Source organism: Microbacterium sp. CGR1 (assembly GCF_001266755.1).
Classification (GTDB): domain Bacteria; phylum Actinomycetota; class Actinomycetes; order Actinomycetales; family Microbacteriaceae; genus Microbacterium.
The window spans coordinates 856,110-871,929 of record NZ_CP012299.1 but is presented as its reverse complement, the minus strand read 5'-3'; the positions used below and the strand labels follow the sequence as shown (position 1 = coordinate 871,929).

The window sequence follows — 15,820 nt, the reverse complement described above, 5'->3', positions numbered from 1 at the left end:
CGTGAATGTGCAACGTCGCCTGAGAGCCTACCGTCGAGATCGCGTCACGCCGTTCCCACCCGAAGTGTCGGTGCCCCGCGTTAGCCTGGACGGATGACCTCCGCCTCCGCACTGCTCTCCGGGCAGACGCCTCTCGCCGTGCGAATGCGCCCCGTGTCGCTCGATGAGGTCGCCGGTCAGAAGCACCTGCTGCGCGCGGGTTCCCCGATCGTCGCACTCGCCGACCCTGCCGCGACATCCCCGGGTGCCGTCTCGATCATCCTGTGGGGTCCGCCCGGCACCGGCAAGACCACTCTGGCGCAGGCGATCGCACGCTCATCGGGCCGCCGGTTCGTCGAGCTCTCCGCGATCACCGCCGGCGTGAAGGACGTGCGCGAGGTCATGCAGGAGGCGATCACCCAGCGCGACCTCTATGGCCAGACGACGATCCTCTTCCTCGATGAGATCCATCGGTTCACCAAGGCGCAGCAGGACGCCCTGCTCCCGGGCGTCGAGAACGGCTGGGTGCTGCTGATCGCGGCGACCACCGAGAATCCCTCGTTCTCGGTGATCTCGCCGTTGATGTCGCGATCGCTGCTCCTCACGCTCCAGCCGCTGACGGATGACGACATCGGGCTCCTGGTCGATCGGGCGGTGACCGATGCGCGCGGACTCAATGGCGCGGTCACCCTGGCCGACGACGCGCGCGCGGCGCTGATCCGGCTGGCGTCGGGCGATGCGCGGCGTGCGCTCACCGGACTCGAGGCGGCAGCGGCCGTAGCCCTCTCGAAGGGGGAAGAAGGCGCGGTGCCCGCCGCGACGGCGGACGACGTCGCTCAGGCCGTCGACAAGGCGCTGCTGCGATACGACCGTCAGGGAGACGAGCACTACGACGTCATCAGCGCGTTCATCAAGTCGATCCGAGGATCCGACCCGGATGCGGCCCTGCACTATCTCGCGCGGATGATCGAGGCGGGGGAGGACCCTCGCTTCATCGCTCGGCGCCTGGTCATCTCGGCCTCCGAGGACGTGGGCCTCGCCGACCCGCAGGCGCTCTCCATCGCGGTCGCGGCCGCGGACGCCGTCGCGTTCATCGGAATGCCGGAGGGGCGGATCCCGCTCGCCGAAGCGACCGTCTATCTGGCCACGACAGCCAAATCGAATGCGGCGTACGTGGGAATCGACCAGGCGATCGCCGACATCCGCTCCGGGGGGTTCGGACGCGTCCCGCTGCATCTGCGAGACGCGCACTATCCGGGCGCGAAGCGGCTCGGTCACGGCCGGGGATACGTCTACCCGCACGACAGCGAGTTCGGCATCCTGCCGCAGCAGTACCTCCCTGACGAACTGCGCGGAAAGCGGTACTACGAACCCAAGAACCTGGGTGCCGAGCGCGACATCTCGGCTCGCCTCGAGCGCATCAGACGCATCCTCGACGGGCGCTGACGCGAATCTGTTAGACTTGATCGGCTCGAAACCGTGTTTTCGGGCATCTCCTCGTTCACACCACACCTTGCTGGCGCCCCGGCGTGCGCTCCAAGGCAGAACGCGGACGATACGTCCGTGAGTCGTGAAAGACGCGACCACGTCATCGGAAGGAACACTTCGTGACCACGAAGTCCCAGGACCGCCGCAAGGTACGTCTGAGCCGTGCCCTCGGCATCCCGCTCACCCCGAAGGCCGCCCGCTACCTCGAGAAGCGTCCCTACGCTCCGGGTGAGCACGGCCGCACCAAGCGCAAGGCAGACAGCGACTACGCCGTCCGTCTGCGTGAGAAGCAGCGTCTGCGCGAGCAGTACGGCATCCGCGAGAAGCAGATGCGCAACACGTTCAACGAGGCTCGCCGTCAGGACGGCCTGACCGGTGAGAACCTGGTCGAGCTGCTCGAGATGCGTCTCGACGCCCTCGTCGTGCGTTCGGGCTTCGCCCGCACCACCGCGCAGGCTCGTCAGCTCGTCGTGCACCGTCACATCCTCGTCGACGGCCAGCTCGTCGACCGCCCGTCCTTCCGCGTGAAGCCGGGTCAGCTCATCCACGTCAAGGCCAAGAGCGAGGGCACCGAGCCCTTCCAGGTCGCAGCGGCCGGCGGTCACGCCGAGGTCCTGCCTCCCGTTCCCGGCTACCTCGAGGTCGAGCTCGACAAGCTCCAGGCTCGCCTGGTTCGTCGCCCGAAGCGCGCCGAGGTCCCCGTGACCTGTGAAGTGCAGCTCGTCGTCGAGTACTACGCAGCTCGCTGAGTTCCAGCTTTTCCGCAGAAGGCGTCGGGGTCACCCGACGCCTTCTGTCGTTTGCGCATACGATGGTGACACCGCGCCTTCGCGGGTCAGAGGCAAGGATGACGACATGAAGAACGTGCTGTGGTTCCTGATCGGTGTGATCGGCGGATTCGTCGCTGCGCATTTCATGAACAAGGACCCGCGCGGTCACGACATCCTCGCCGAGGTCGACGCTCGCTTCAACGAGTTCACCGGCATCATCGGCGACTCGTACCGCGAGCAGCAGGCGCGACTCGTAGACCCCGCGGACGACTGATCGCGCGCGGTCTCCCGGCCGCTGCCGCATCATCGTCCCGCCCCTCCACACCCTGTACGCAAGGACACCTGGCACCCCTATGAAAACTGCGGAGATCGCGCAGCGCTATCTCGACTTCTTCGAGAAGAACGACCACGTCATCGTCCCCTCGGCCTCTCTGGTCAGCGACGATCCGTCGCTGCTGTTCACGGTCGCCGGAATGGTGCCGATGATCCCGTACCTGACCGGAGTCGTGCCCGCGCCGCACCCGCGCATCGCGGACCTGCAGAAGTGCATCCGCACCAACGACATCGAAGAAGTCGGGAAGACCGCGCGTCACGGCACCTTCTTCCAGATGATGGGCAACTGGTCCTTCGGCGACTACTTCAAAGAGGGCGCGATCCGCTACGCGTGGGAGCTGCTGACGAGCTCGGAGGCAGACGGCGGCCTCGGTTTCGACGAGAAGGACCTCTGGGTCACCGTCTACGAGACCGACGACGAGGCTGAGGCCATCTGGCGCGACATCATCGGCCTGAAGCCGGAGCGCATCCAGCGTCTGGGGCGTGCGGACAACTACTGGAACACCGGCCAGCCCGGTCCCGGTGGCCCCGACAGCGAGATCTTCTTCGACCGAGGTCCCGCGTACGGCAAGGACGGCGGCCCCGCGGCCGACGACTCGCGGTTCCTCGAGATCTGGAACCTCGTGTTCATGCAGGACTTCATCGACAACATCCGCGGCAAGACCGAGTTCGACATCGTGGGCGAGCTGCCACAGAAGAACATCGACACCGGCATGGGACTCGAGCGCGTCGCGTTCCTCAAGCAGGGCGTCGAGAACATGTACGAGACGGATCAGGTGCGCCCGGTCCTCGATCGCGCGGTCGAGCTCTCCGGCCGCCGTTACGGTGCAGTCCACGAAGACGACGTGCGCTTCCGCGTCGTGGCCGACCACGTGCGCTCGTCCCTCATGCTGCTGTCCGACGGCGTCCGCCCGTCCAATGAGGGCCGCGGATACATCCTCCGCCGCCTCATGCGGCGCACGGTGCGCTCGATGCGTCTGCTCGGCGTCGACGAGCCGGTCTTCCCCGAGCTCTTCGCCACGTCCCGTGATGCCATGAAGTCGGCATACCCGGTGCTCGAGAAGGAATGGTCGACTCTCTCGGCCTCCGCCTTCGCAGAGGAGGAGACCTTCCGGCGCACTCTGGCGCAGGGGTCGACGATCCTCGATCTCGCTCTGGACGAGACGAAGAAGGGCGGCGGGGCGGCGCTGAGCGGCTCCGAGGCGTTCCTGCTGCACGACACGTACGGCTTCCCGATCGATCTCACGCTCGAGGTCGCTGAGGAAGCAGGTCTCGCGGTCGACCGTGAGGCGTTCGACACCCTGATGCAGGAGCAGCGCTCGCGCGCCAAGGCGGACGCTCGCAACCGCAAGCGTCAGCTCGCGGACGTCTCGGTGTACCGCGATCTCCGTGCGCTGGGCGAGACGGGCTTCGACGGCTACTCCGAGCTGGAGGTCGACTCGCGCATCCTCGGCATCCTGGTCGACGGGCAGCCGGCCCGCACCGCCTCAGAGGGGCAGATCGCCGAGGTCGTGCTCGCCGAGACGACTCTCTACGCCGAGTCCGGCGGTCAGGTCGCCGACAAGGGCGTCATCGTCGGGCCGGGCTACGAGCTCGAGGTGCTCGATGTGCAGCGTCCGGTGCCCGGTCTGATCAGCCACACGGTCGAGGTCACTCGCGGGGCTGTAGCCGTGGACGACCCCGCGACCACGGTCGTCGACGCCGCCAACCGACGCGCCGCCAGGCAGGCGCACTCGGCGACGCACCTCGTGCATGCGGCGCTGCGTGACACGCTCGGACCGACCGCCACGCAGGCGGGTTCGCTCAACCGTGCCGGGTACATGCGTTTCGACTTCTCGTGGTCTCAGGCTCTCTCGGCCGACACGCGCACCGAGATCGAGGAGATCACCAACCGCGCGGTCAACGACGCCCTCGAGGTCACGACTCGCATCGTGACGCTCGACGAGGCGAAGGAGGCCGGTGCTATGGCGCTCTTCGGCGAGAAGTACGGCGACGTCGTGCGGATGGTCGACATCGGCGGTCCGTGGTCGCGCGAACTCTGCGCGGGCACGCACGTCACCACGAGTGCCGAGATCGGCCTCGTCAGCGTCGTCGGCGAGTCGTCGGTCGGCGCGTCGAACCGCCGCATCGAGGCCCTGGTCGGCCAGGACGCGTTCCGCGAGCTCGCTGCAGAACGCGCGCTCGTGTCGCAGCTGACCACCTCGCTCAAGACCCCTCGCGACCAGCTCGCCGAGCGCATCGCGGATCTCTCCGCCAACCTCAAGGCGGCCGAGAAGCGCATCGCCCAGTTCGAGTCCAAGGAGCGCGCGGGCCGTGTCCCGGCCATCGCCGATGCCGCGAACCGCGTCGGCGCGTTCCGTGTGGCCGCGCAGTCGCTCGGTGAGGTGGCGTCGGCCGACGATGTGCGCGAGCTCGTCCTCGGCGTCCGCGACCGTCTCGGTTCCGACCCCGCCGTCGTCGCTCTCGGCGCTGTCGTGAACGGACGCCCGGTGGTGGTCGTCGCGACGAACGATGCCGCACGCACCGCCGGAGCGAAGGCCGGTGCCCTCGCGAAGCGCGCCGCCTCCGTACTCGGCGGCGGCGGAGGAGGTCGTGACGACGTCGCTCAGGGTGGTGGCACAGATGTCGCGGCCCTGCAGGCAGCGCTCGAGGCCGTGTCGCAGGAGCTGCAGTCAGCGTGAGCGGCTTCCGCCGCGGCGTGCGGCTCGGTGTCGATGTCGGGCGTGCCCGGGTCGGCGTCGCCCGCTGCGATCCAGACGGCATGCTCGCGGTGCCGGTCGAGACCGTGCAGCGCAACGACACGTCGATCGACAGGATCGCCGCGATCGCCGAGGACTTCGACGTGCTCGAGTTCGTGGTCGGGCTGCCGGTCAATCTACAGGGCGCCGACACCGCGTCGACGACCGACGCTCGCGAGTTCGCCGCGGCTCTGCAGGCGCAGACGGGCACTCCCGTCCGGCTCGTCGACGAGCGCCTCAGCACCGTCACCGCACACGCCGCTCTGCGTTCTTCGGGCAGAACACAGAAGAAGTCTCGTAGCATTGTGGATCAGATCGCCGCGGTGATCCTGCTGCAGCAGGCGATCGACACGGAGAAGAGCACCGGAAACCCGCCCGGTGCCACGATTCCGCTCGACGAGGAGTCCCCCCGATAATGCCCGAACGCGAGAGCGCTTCGCCTCAGCACGATCCGGATGCCCGTCTGGGCGATCTGTTCGAGAACCTTCCCGACCCGTCGCCGCAGATCCCGACGGTCGACAACACCCCGCCCGCTCCAGGGTCGCGCCGGGCGGCGCGTGAAGCCGCGGCTGCGCAGCCGGGGGCTCCGACCGGGCCAGCCGGCACCCCCGCGGACCGCTCGTCGTCGGACGATGCGTCGACCAGGGCGATGCCCGCACTGTCCGCGGACGAGCCCGTTGCCGCCCGACTTTCCGAAAGCGAGTCCTCCGTCGGCGAGGCTGCCGCGGACCGAGCCGAATCCGGCTCGGGGTCGGAAGCATCTGCCGGCGCCGCGGTGGGCGCCGCGTCGGGGAGCGCGGCAGCAGGCGGACGCCTCGAAGACCTCTTCCACGCGCATCCGGAACACGATGCCGGCCACCCAGCGCCCGCGAAGAAGAAGCGCCGCACGGGCTGCCTGGTGGCGCTCGTCATCGTCCTCGCCGTGATCGGCGGCATCGTCGGCGCGGGATTCTGGGCGTGGGGCACCTACGGCGACAAGGTCAGCGAGGCGCTCGGATGGGGCGATCCCAAGGACTGGGAGCCCGGGCTCGCATCCGGCGAGGTGCTCGTCACCATCCATGAGGGCGACACCGGCGCTCCCGTGTCCACCGCGCTCTACGAAGCGGGCGTCACGCGCACGGAGGACGTCTTCTACGACTACCTGGTCACCGAGAACGTCGCGGTCACCTTCTATCCGGGCATCTACAGCCTGAAGGAGAAGATGACAGCCGAGGCGGCGCTCGAGGCGCTGCAGGACCCCGCCAACAAACGCGAGAACTCTGCGAGCGTGGGCGAGGGCGCGACCATCGAATCCTCCCTGCCCGACATGGCCGAATCGCTCGGCATGCCCATCGAGGAGCTCCAGGCGGCGGTCGACGCCGACCCTGCGACCTACGGCGTGACCGCGCAAAGCCTCGAGGGGTGGCTGTTCCCGGCCGTCTACACGTTCGATCCGGGAGTCACCGCCACCCAGGTCATCCAGCGGATGATCGACCGCACGAAGGAATCGCTGACAGAGGCCGGGGTGCCGGCGGAGGACGCTCAACGCGTGCTCACGATCGCCTCGATCATCCAACGTGAGGGCCTCACCGCAGACTTCCCGAAGGTGTCTCGTGTGATCGAGAACCGCCTCGACATCGACATGAAGCTGCAGATGGACTCGACGGCGCAGTACGGCTACGGTTCGCTGCACGAGGGCGTCGTGTCGAGTTCGGCGGAGGCGCTCGAGGACGACAATCCTTGGAACACCTACGTGCACACCGGCCTGCCGGTCACGCCGATCGCGAGCCCGAGCTTCGCTGCGATCGACGCGGCGATGCACCCCGCAGACGGCCCTTGGCTCTACTTCGTGACGACGAACCTCGCCACCGGAGAGACCCAGTTCTCGGTCACCTACGAGGAGCACCTGCAGGGAGTCGAGAAGTGGGAGCAGTGGTGTCAGGAGAACCCCGACGGGGGTTGCTCGGCCGGATGAGCTCCCCGCGGCTCGCAGTCTGGGGCGACCCGATCGCGCACTCCAAGTCTCCGCAGCTGCACGCGGCCGCCTACCGTGCGCTGGGCCTCGATTGGGAGTACACGCGTCGCCAGGTCGACGACGTGGCGTTCGACACGACTCTGGCCACTCTGGACGATTCGTGGCGGGGGCTCTCGCTCACGATGCCGCTGAAGGAGAAGGCGCACAGCGCGTCGGTCACGCACGACCGCTATGCCGACCTCACCGGAGCAGTGAACACGCTGCTGCTCACCGACGGCATCCGCGGCTTCAACACCGATGTCGGCGGGATCCTCGACGCCCTGGGCGAGCAGGACCTTCGGGGAATCGGTGATGTCCGCATCCTCGGCGCCGGCGCCACGGCATCCTCGGCTCTGGTCGCGTGCGTCGAGGCCGGGGCCCGCACTGTCGATGTGAGGGCGCGCCGTCCCGAACGGGCAGCCGGACTGGTGGCTCTCGGACGGAGACTCGGCGTCTCGATCACGACCTCGACGTTCGATGCCGACGCCGACGATGTCGGGCTCACCGTCGCGACGCTCCCCGGAGGCTCCGTGCTGGACGAGGCGACGTCAGCGCGCCTCAGCGAGAGCGGGGGCGCGCTGTTCGACGTCGCGTACTCACCCTGGCCGTCGGCGCTCGCATCGGTGTGGCGCGGGGGGCGGGCCGTCTCCGGGGAGGCGATGCTGCTGCGTCAGGCCGTGCGCCAGATCCGCATCTTCCTGCACGGAGACCAGAGCGTTCCGCTCCCCTCGGAGGAGGTCGTGGTCGCCGCGATGGAAGCCGCCCTGTAGTCACCGGCCGTCACGCGGCACGATCCGAGGCGAAACGCGTGGGAGACTAGACCAATGCTCCGCGTGCTCACGGCCGGCGAATCGCACGGCCCAGAACTCATTGCCGTCATGGAGGGTCTGCCTTCGGGCGTCCCGGTGTCCTCCGAGGCGATCCAGGCCGATCTCGCACGACGCAAACTCGGCTACGGTCGAGGCTCGCGCATGAAGTTCGAGCAGGACGAGCTGACGATCTCGGGCGGCGTCCGCCACGGCAAGACGCTCGGAAGCCCGATCGCTCTTCGCATCGGCAACACGGAGTGGCCGAAGTGGATCGAGGTCATGAACCCGGAGCCGGTCGAGCTGACAGACAGGTCGCGTGGCCGGAGCGCACCGCTGACCCGCCCGCGGCCGGGACACGCCGATCTCGTCGGCATGCAGAAGTACGACTTCGACGAGGCTCGACCCATCCTCGAACGCGCCAGCGCCCGAGAGACGGCGGCCAGGGTGGCGCTCGGCGCCATCGCGCGCTCGTTCCTCGGCGAGCTGGGCATCCGTCTCGTCAGCCACACCCTCTCGATCGGACCGGTGCGCGTGCCCGACGGCGCCGCGCTGCCGACCCCGGACGACGTGGACCGGCTGGACGCCGATCCGCTGCGCTGCTTCGACGCGTCGACCTCCGCCCTGATGGTGGCCGAGGTCGATGACGCGAAGAAGGACGGCGACACGCTCGGCGGGATCGTCGAGGTGCTCGCCTACGGTCTTCCGCCCGGACTCGGCTCGCACGTCCACTGGGATCGCCGTCTGGACGCGCGGCTGGCGCAGGCTCTCATGAGCATCCAGGCCATCAAGGGCGTGGAGGTCGGCGACGGCTTCGAGACCACACGACGACGCGGATCCGCGGCTCACGACGAGCTGTTCGCGACGGCAGACGGCATCTCGCGCGGCTCCGACCGCGCCGGAGGCACCGAGGGCGGGATGTCGACGGGCACGGTGTTGCGCGTCCGTGCAGGCATGAAGCCGATCGCCACCGTGCCGCACGCGCTGCGCACGATCGACATCGCGTCCGGCGAGGATGCCACGGCGCACCATCAGCGATCCGACGTGTGCGCCGTGCCTGCGGCAGGCGTCGTGGCCGAGGCCATGGTCGCCGTCGAGCTCGCCAACGCCGTGCTCGAGAAGTTCGGCGGCGACAGCATCGGCGAGACGCGCCGCAACCTCGACACCTACCTTGCTGCGATCCCGGCCGAGCTGCGGACGACGCCTGCGTCCGAGGCGGCGCTCATCGCGCATGACGAGCGCGGCTGACCCGCTGTCGCTGGTGCTCGTCGGCCCGATGGCGGCGGGCAAGACCAGCGTCGGTCGTCGTGTCGCGCGCAAGCTCGGCGTCCCGTTCGTCGACACGGACAAGCGGGTGGTCGCGGTGCACGGCCCGATCCCCCTGATCTTCGAGGAGCACGGGGAGTCGCATTTCCGCGCGCTCGAACGGGCCGAGGTCGCAGAGGCGCTGCGTGCGGGCGGCGTGATCTCGCTGGGCGGGGGAGCGGTGACCGACCCTGAGACCAGGAGGCTGCTGCTCGACCACCCGGTCGTCTTCCTGACGGTCACCCCCGCAGCGGTGGCTGACCGCATACAGAGCGGCGGCCGACCGCTGCTCGCGGGCGACGACCCTGTCGGGCGATGGACGCAGATCTTCGAAGAACGTCGAGACTGGTATGACGAGGTGGCATCCGTGACGTTCGACACGTCGCGGCGCCCCATGCAGCGCATCGCCGACGACATCGCGGCGTGGAGGAGAGAACTGGGATGACTACGACAACCATCAGCGTGACGGGCGAGAACCCCTACGACATCGCCATCGGGCGGGGGATCCTCGATCAGGTGTCCGCGGCACTCGATCCCGGAGTCCGCAAGGTGCTGGTCGTCCACCCGCCGACCCTGGCCTCGCGTGCGGCAGAGCTTCGTGACAGGCTGCTCGCGGATGTCGAGAACGGTCCGCGGGAGGTCCTGCTCGCCGAGGTGCCGGATGCCGAGCAGGGCAAGCGCATCGAGGTCGCCGCCTTCTGCTGGCAGGTCATGGGGCAGGCTGACTTCACGCGCTCGGACGCGGTCGTCGGATACGGCGGAGGCGCCGTGACCGACCTCGCCGGATTCGTCGCGGCGACCTGGCTTCGCGGCGTGCAGCTCGTGCAGGTGCCCACCACCGTGCTCGGCCTCGTCGATGCCTCCGTGGGCGGCAAGACGGGGATCAACACCGCTGAGGGCAAGAACCTCGTCGGAGCGTTCTGGGCTCCCCGTGCGGTGATCGGCGATCTCGACGAGCTGGCGAGCCTCAGCCCGAACGAGGCGACCGCCGGATTCGCCGAGGTGGTGAAGGCGGGGTTCATCTGGGCACCGGAGATCCTCGACATCATCGAAGCCGATCCGGTGCGCGCCGTCGACTCGACCACACCGGAGTTCCGGCGTGCGGTCGAGCTCGCGATCGACATGAAGGCCCAGGTCGTCTCGGACGACTTCCGCGAGGCGGGGCAGCGCGAGATCCTCAACTACGGCCATACGCTCGGCCACGCCATCGAGCATGCCGAGCGCTACCGCTGGCGGCACGGCGCGGCGGTCTCGATCGGCATGCTGTACGCCGCCGAGCTGTCGCGACTCGCGGGGCGACTGTCCGACTCCGCAGCCGAGCGCCACCGCACGATCCTCGAGTCGCTGGGCCTTCCGACCGGCTACCGTGCCGGTGCGTGGCCGCAGCTGCTGGCGACGATGCAGCGCGACAAGAAGAGCCGCGGCGGCATGCTGCGCTTCATCCTTCTCGACGACATCGCGAAGCCCACCGTGCTGCAGGCACCCGATGAGTCGCTGCTCTTCGCCGCGTACCAGGAGATCGGCGAATGACCCGCCGCATCCTGCTCGTCAACGGGCCGAACCTCAACCTGCTCGGCAGTCGCGAGCCCGAGGTCTACGGCACGGCGACGCTCGCCGATGTGGAGCGACTCACCGCTGAGGCGGCCGCAGCCGAGGGCTTCGAGATCCGCGCTGTGCAGAGCAATCACGAGGGTGTGCTGATCGACGAGATCCATGCCGCGCGCGCGGACTGCGCGGCGATCATCATCAATCCGGGCGGGCTCACGCACACGAGCGTGTCGCTGCGCGATGCGCTCACGGGAGTCGCGCTGCCGTTCGCCGAGGTGCACATCTCCGACGTGTACGCACGTGAGGAGTTCCGGCACCACTCGTACCTGCACGATGTCGCTGCGGTGCGGGTCATCGGCGAGGGTGTCGACGGCTACGCGAGCGCTGTGCGGCAGCTCGCAGCGCTGATCCCGTAGAATCGACTCTCGGCCCACCCCAGTCCAGACCGGACGCGAGCGGCCCCCAGACTCGAGAAACGGAAAGTCCAGCGCATGGCATCTACCGCAGACATCAAGAACGGCGTCGTCCTGAGCATCGAGCGGCAGCTCTGGAGCGTCGTCGAGTTCCAGCACGTCAAGCCCGGCAAGGGTGGCGCCTTCGTGCGCACCAAGCTGAAGAACGTCATGACCGGAAAGGTCGTCGACAAGACGTTCAACGCCGGTGCCAAGGTCGAGATCGAGAACGTCGACCGTCGCGATTTCACCTACCTCTACACCGATGGTGACGGGTACGTGTTCATGGACCAGACGGACTACGACCAGATCACGGTCCCCGCTGCGACCGTCGGCGACGCGAAGAACTTCCTGCTCGAGAACCAGCAGGTCACGATCGCGCTCAACAACGGCAACCCGCTGTACATCGATCTCCCCGCGTCCGTGATCCTCGAGATCACCTACAGCGAGCCCGGTGTGCAGGGCGACCGCTCGTCGGCGGGAACGAAGCCGGCCACGCTCGAGACGGGCTACGAGATCCAGGTGCCGCTCTTCGTCGAGACCGGCACCAAGGTCAAGGTCGACACGCGCACCGGCGACTACCTCGGTCGCGAGAAGTAAGGCGTGAGCGCCCGTACGAAAGCGCGCAAGCGCGCACTCGACATCCTGTTCTCCGCCGACGTCCGTGGAGACGAGATCGCGGTGACCCTGGCCGCAGAGGCCAAGCGCGCCGCGAGCGAACCCGCTCGCGAGGCCTCCTGGCTCTACGCCCGTGAGGTGGTGGACGGCATCATCGACCACCACGACGAGATCGACGAGCAGATCACGACGCACAGCCGCGATTGGAGGATCGAGCGCATGCCCGCGGTCGATCGCGCGCTGCTGCGCATCGGCGTCTGGGAGATCCTGTTCAATGACGCGGTGCCGACCGCTGTCGCCATCGATGAGGCGGTCGAACTCGCCAAGGAGTTCTCCACCGACGATTCGGGCGCGTTCGTGCACGGCGTGCTCGCACGCGTCTCTCGCGCGGCCTGAGCGACGACTCGGGACGCGGTCTCCGAGATGTCGGAGGCCGCGGGAAGGATGGGGCCATGCCCGCGCCGCACGTCGATCTTCGCGACCTCATGCAGATCACCGATGTCGGGGGCTACCAGCGCGGTCTCGCGTACTTCCGCGAGGGCAATGTGCTCGACGTGGTGTGGCACGAGGATCTGCTCGAGCTCGAGGGCCATGTGCGCGGCAGCTCGGACGCCCAGTATGTGACCGAGATCGTCTTCCTCTCGTCCAACGGGACGAGACGGGTTCGGACGACCCGCTGCACCTGCCCGGTGCGGAGCGGCTGCAAGCACGTGGTCGCCACGCTGCTCGCGTCCAATGTGCACGAGTACTCGCAGCAGGCCGCGGCTCTCCAGCGGCAGCCCGACGCGGAGCAGAAGCCCGCCGCACTGCGCACCGCCGCAGTGGCGTCGTGGCGGACCCTGCTCGACCCTGCGGTGTCGCAGCACCCGCAGCGCCTCGCTCTCGGCATCGAACTGCGTCACCGTGAGTCTCGGAGCGAGAACCACTGGGGGCCGCGCCCCGTCCGGGCGGCGACCGCGCGCGATCTCGCCCGCCCGAGCGGTGAGCTGCTTCTGGCGATCCGCCCGATGATGCGCAGCGCGCAGACCGGTGCATGGATACAGGGCGGCGCAGGCTGGGATGCGGTCCGTCGCGACGCCTCGCAGTTCGGTCGCGACCAGAACCGCTGGTTCGGGGATCTCCTCAGCATCTCGCGGGACTCGCTGCTCTCCGGCAATGCCGGCGAGTGGCTCGTGCTCGACCAGGTCGAGTCGCCGCTGCTGTGGAGGCACCTCCGATCGGCCACCGACGTCGGAATCCCTCTCGTTCCCAGTCAGAAGAGCGCCTCGGTGCGGATCGCATCCGCGGCCGACGTCTCCGCGAAGATCAGTCGCACCGAGGAGGGTGCTCTGGAGGTCGCCGCCGAGGTGCGCATCGACGATCGAGTGATTCCCGCCCGCGAGGTGCATCCGATCGGTCGTACGGGTGTCTACGCGGCGAGCCTCGTGGGTGCGCGGATCGAGGTCGTCCTCGCCGAAGTGTCGTTGAGCGAGCAGACACGTGCCCTGCTCGCGGCCTCCGACCCTATCCTCGTGCCGGCCGACGACGAGCAGGCGTTCATCGCCGACGCCTATCCGCTTCTGGCCCGGCGCAGCACCGTGCGCACGGTCGGGGAGGTCGCGCTTCCCGACGTGCCCGAACCGGAGGCGGTGCTCACGGTCAGCTACGAGCGCGGCGACGTCGTCAGCTACGCATTCGAGTGGTCGTACGGTCCGTTCGGCCGAGTGCCGTTCGCGTGGAATGACGCAGCGGTGCGAGATGCCGAGAGCGAGACGACCAGACGCGCGGCGATCGAGGCGGCATGGCAGGAGTTCCGCACGACGAGCTTCCGCCCGAGCGGTTCGTTCCACGACATCGATGCGGCGGCGTTCATCGCGGAAGGCGTTCCCGCGCTCGAGGCTGTGGGCGTCCGCGTCGAGTCCCACGGAGAACGCAAGGCGTATCGCGAGCTGACGGGGGATCCTGAGGTCAAAGTCACGACCGTCGAATCGACCGACTCGGACTGGTTCGATCTCGGCATCCTCGTGACGATCGACGGTCGACTCATCCCGTTCGGACCGCTGTTCACGGCGCTGAGCAGGGGGCGCAAGAAGCTGCTCCTCTCCGACGGCGGCTACTTCTCGCTCAACCACCCGTCGCTGGATCGTCTGCGTGATCTCATCGAGGAGGCGGGCGAGCTCGACGAGTGGGAGACCGGTCCGCGCATCAGTCGCTACCAGACCGATCTGTGGGAGGAGTTCGAAGACCTCGCCGACGAGGCCCAGCCGGCTGTCAGCTGGCGCGCCACGGCCGACGGGCTCCGTCAGGCCACGGGGGTTCCGCCGACGCCCGTTCCTGCGGGAGTGCAGGCCGATCTCCGCCCTTATCAGAAGGCCGGCTTCGACTGGCTTGTCTTCCTGTGGCGTCACCGACTGGGCGGGATCCTCGCCGACGACATGGGTCTGGGCAAGACCCTGCAGCTCCTCACGTTCGTCCAGCACACGCGGGATGCCGGCGAGACGAGACCGTTCCTGGTGCTGGCCCCCACGTCTGTCCTGAGCACCTGGCGGTCGGAGGCGGCCCGATTCACGCCCGGGCTTCGTGTGTCCATCGTCGACAGCACGAGCGGAAAACGGGCTGACGTCCTGAGGGCGGCGGCCCGGTCGAGCGATCTCGTCGTCAGCTCGTACACGGTCGCCCGACTCGACGAAGAGGAGTTCCGCGAGATCGAGTGGGCCGGACTGATCCTCGATGAGGCCCAGTTCGTCAAGAACCCCAAGACGCGGCTCCACCGCGCCATCTCGACATTCCATGCCGACGTCACGTACGCGGTCACGGGAACCCCGATGGAGAACAGCCTCTCCGAGCTGTGGTCGCTGCTCAAGCTCGCCGCCCCCGGCCTGTTCCCCTCGGCTCGGAAGTTCAAGGACCGCTACATCCAGCCGATCGAGAAGGGCAAGGTGCCCGAGAACGAGGAGGGCGGCGAGTATCGCGCGCGGCGCCTCGCTCAGCTGCGTCGTCGTGTGAGACCCCTGATGCTGCGACGTACCAAGGAGCTCGTCGCTCCCGACCTGCCGGCGAAGCAGGAGCAGCTGCTCGAGGTCGAGCTGAGCCCGGCGCACAGGGCCCTCTACGACGTCGTACTGCAGCGCGAACGGCAGAAGGTCCTGGGGCTGATCGACGACCTCGATCGCAATCGCTTCATCGTGTTCCGCTCGCTCACCCTGCTGCGCATGCTGAGCCTCGCTCCCGCGCTCGTCGACGAGGCCGACGCCGAGATCGGGTCGAGCAAGCTCGACACACTGCTCGAGCGCGTCGCTGAACTGCAGGCCGAAGGGCACCGTGCTCTGGTCTTCAGCCAGTTCACGTCGTTCCTCGACCTCGCGGCTGCCCGGCTCGAGGCCGCCGGCATCCCGTATGCGCATCTCGACGGCTCGACGCGCCGCAGAGAGCAGGTGATCGACGGCTTCAAGTCGGGGGAGCAGCCGGTCTTCCTCATCAGCTTGAAGGCGGGTGGGTTCGGACTCACGCTGACGGAAGCCGACTACGTGTTCCTCCTCGATCCGTGGTGGAATCCCGCGGCCGAGGAGCAGGCGATCGACCGGACGCACCGCATCGGTCAGACCAATCAGGTGTTCGTCTACCGGATGATCTCCACCGGCACGATCGAGGAGAAGGTGCTCGAGCTGCAGCGCCGCAAGGCCAGGCTCTTCACCGCGGTGATGGACGACGACGAGCTGTTCGCGCAGTCCCTCACCGCAGACGACATCAAGGGCCTGTTCGACGGCGCGTGATTTCTCCCGGCCGAGTCACCGCGTCCGCCCAGGACCCC

Annotated in this window: 14 protein-coding genes; all 14 read left to right on the top strand. The window is 68.3% G+C overall.

Annotation, left to right across the window (positions count from 1 at the left end; translation table 11 throughout):
• Positions 1-93 precede the first annotated feature (93 nt).
• On the top strand, positions 94-1,425 hold the full coding sequence (locus tag AKG07_RS04095) for a replication-associated recombination protein A (protein ID WP_082297813.1): 1,332 nt from the start codon (positions 94-96) through the stop codon (positions 1,423-1,425).
• A gap of 161 nt (positions 1,426-1,586) precedes the next feature.
• Positions 1,587-2,216, top strand: a complete 630-nt coding sequence (rpsD, locus tag AKG07_RS04090; protein WP_052677824.1) for a 30S ribosomal protein S4 — start codon at positions 1,587-1,589, stop codon at positions 2,214-2,216.
• Positions 2,217-2,322: 106 nt separating this feature from the next.
• Positions 2,323-2,511, top strand: coding sequence for a hypothetical protein (locus AKG07_RS04085; protein WP_053096155.1), 189 nt, complete (start codon positions 2,323-2,325; stop codon positions 2,509-2,511).
• A gap of 79 nt (positions 2,512-2,590) precedes the next feature.
• Positions 2,591-5,251 (top strand): alanine--tRNA ligase, encoded by a 2,661-nt coding sequence (gene alaS, locus AKG07_RS04080; protein ID WP_053096153.1) that lies wholly within the window; start codon positions 2,591-2,593, stop codon positions 5,249-5,251.
• Positions 5,248-5,724, top strand: a complete 477-nt coding sequence (gene ruvX / locus AKG07_RS04075) for a Holliday junction resolvase RuvX (protein ID WP_053096151.1) — start codon at positions 5,248-5,250, stop codon at positions 5,722-5,724. The genes alaS and ruvX overlap by 4 nt, the downstream gene beginning before the upstream one ends.
• On the top strand, positions 5,724-7,262 hold the full coding sequence (mltG, locus tag AKG07_RS04070) for an endolytic transglycosylase MltG (protein ID WP_053096149.1): 1,539 nt from the start codon (positions 5,724-5,726) through the stop codon (positions 7,260-7,262). The genes ruvX and mltG overlap by 1 nt, the downstream gene beginning before the upstream one ends.
• Complete coding sequence (locus tag AKG07_RS04065) at positions 7,259-8,071, top strand: shikimate dehydrogenase (protein ID WP_053096147.1); 813 nt, start codon at positions 7,259-7,261, stop codon at positions 8,069-8,071. The genes mltG and AKG07_RS04065 overlap by 4 nt, the downstream gene beginning before the upstream one ends.
• Before the next feature lie 54 nt (positions 8,072-8,125).
• Positions 8,126-9,355 carry a chorismate synthase gene (gene aroC / locus AKG07_RS04060; RefSeq protein ID WP_053096145.1) on the top strand — a complete coding sequence of 410 codons (1,230 nt, stop codon included), beginning with the start codon at positions 8,126-8,128 and terminating at the stop codon, positions 9,353-9,355.
• Positions 9,339-9,857 (top strand): shikimate kinase, encoded by a 519-nt coding sequence (locus AKG07_RS04055; protein WP_053096143.1) that lies wholly within the window; start codon positions 9,339-9,341, stop codon positions 9,855-9,857. Before aroC ends, AKG07_RS04055 begins: the two co-directional genes overlap by 17 nt.
• On the top strand, positions 9,854-10,942 hold the full coding sequence (gene aroB, locus AKG07_RS04050) for a 3-dehydroquinate synthase (RefSeq protein ID WP_053096141.1): 1,089 nt from the start codon (positions 9,854-9,856) through the stop codon (positions 10,940-10,942). Before AKG07_RS04055 ends, aroB begins: the two co-directional genes overlap by 4 nt.
• Entirely contained in the window at positions 10,939-11,376 is a 438-nt protein-coding gene (locus tag AKG07_RS04045; protein ID WP_053096139.1) for a type II 3-dehydroquinate dehydratase, read from the top strand. The genes aroB and AKG07_RS04045 overlap by 4 nt, the downstream gene beginning before the upstream one ends.
• 75 nt (positions 11,377-11,451) lie before the next feature.
• The gene (gene efp, locus AKG07_RS04040; protein ID WP_053096137.1) at positions 11,452-12,012 is read left to right on the top strand and encodes an elongation factor P; all 561 of its coding nucleotides are present in this window, start codon (positions 11,452-11,454) and stop codon (positions 12,010-12,012) included.
• A gap of 3 nt (positions 12,013-12,015) precedes the next feature.
• The gene (nusB, locus tag AKG07_RS04035; RefSeq protein ID WP_053096135.1) at positions 12,016-12,426 is read left to right on the top strand and encodes a transcription antitermination factor NusB; all 411 of its coding nucleotides are present in this window, start codon (positions 12,016-12,018) and stop codon (positions 12,424-12,426) included.
• A gap of 56 nt (positions 12,427-12,482) precedes the next feature.
• Positions 12,483-15,782, top strand: coding sequence for a DEAD/DEAH box helicase (locus tag AKG07_RS04030; RefSeq protein WP_233277321.1), 3,300 nt, complete (start codon positions 12,483-12,485; stop codon positions 15,780-15,782).
• The last annotated feature ends 38 nt before the right edge of the window (positions 15,783-15,820 follow it).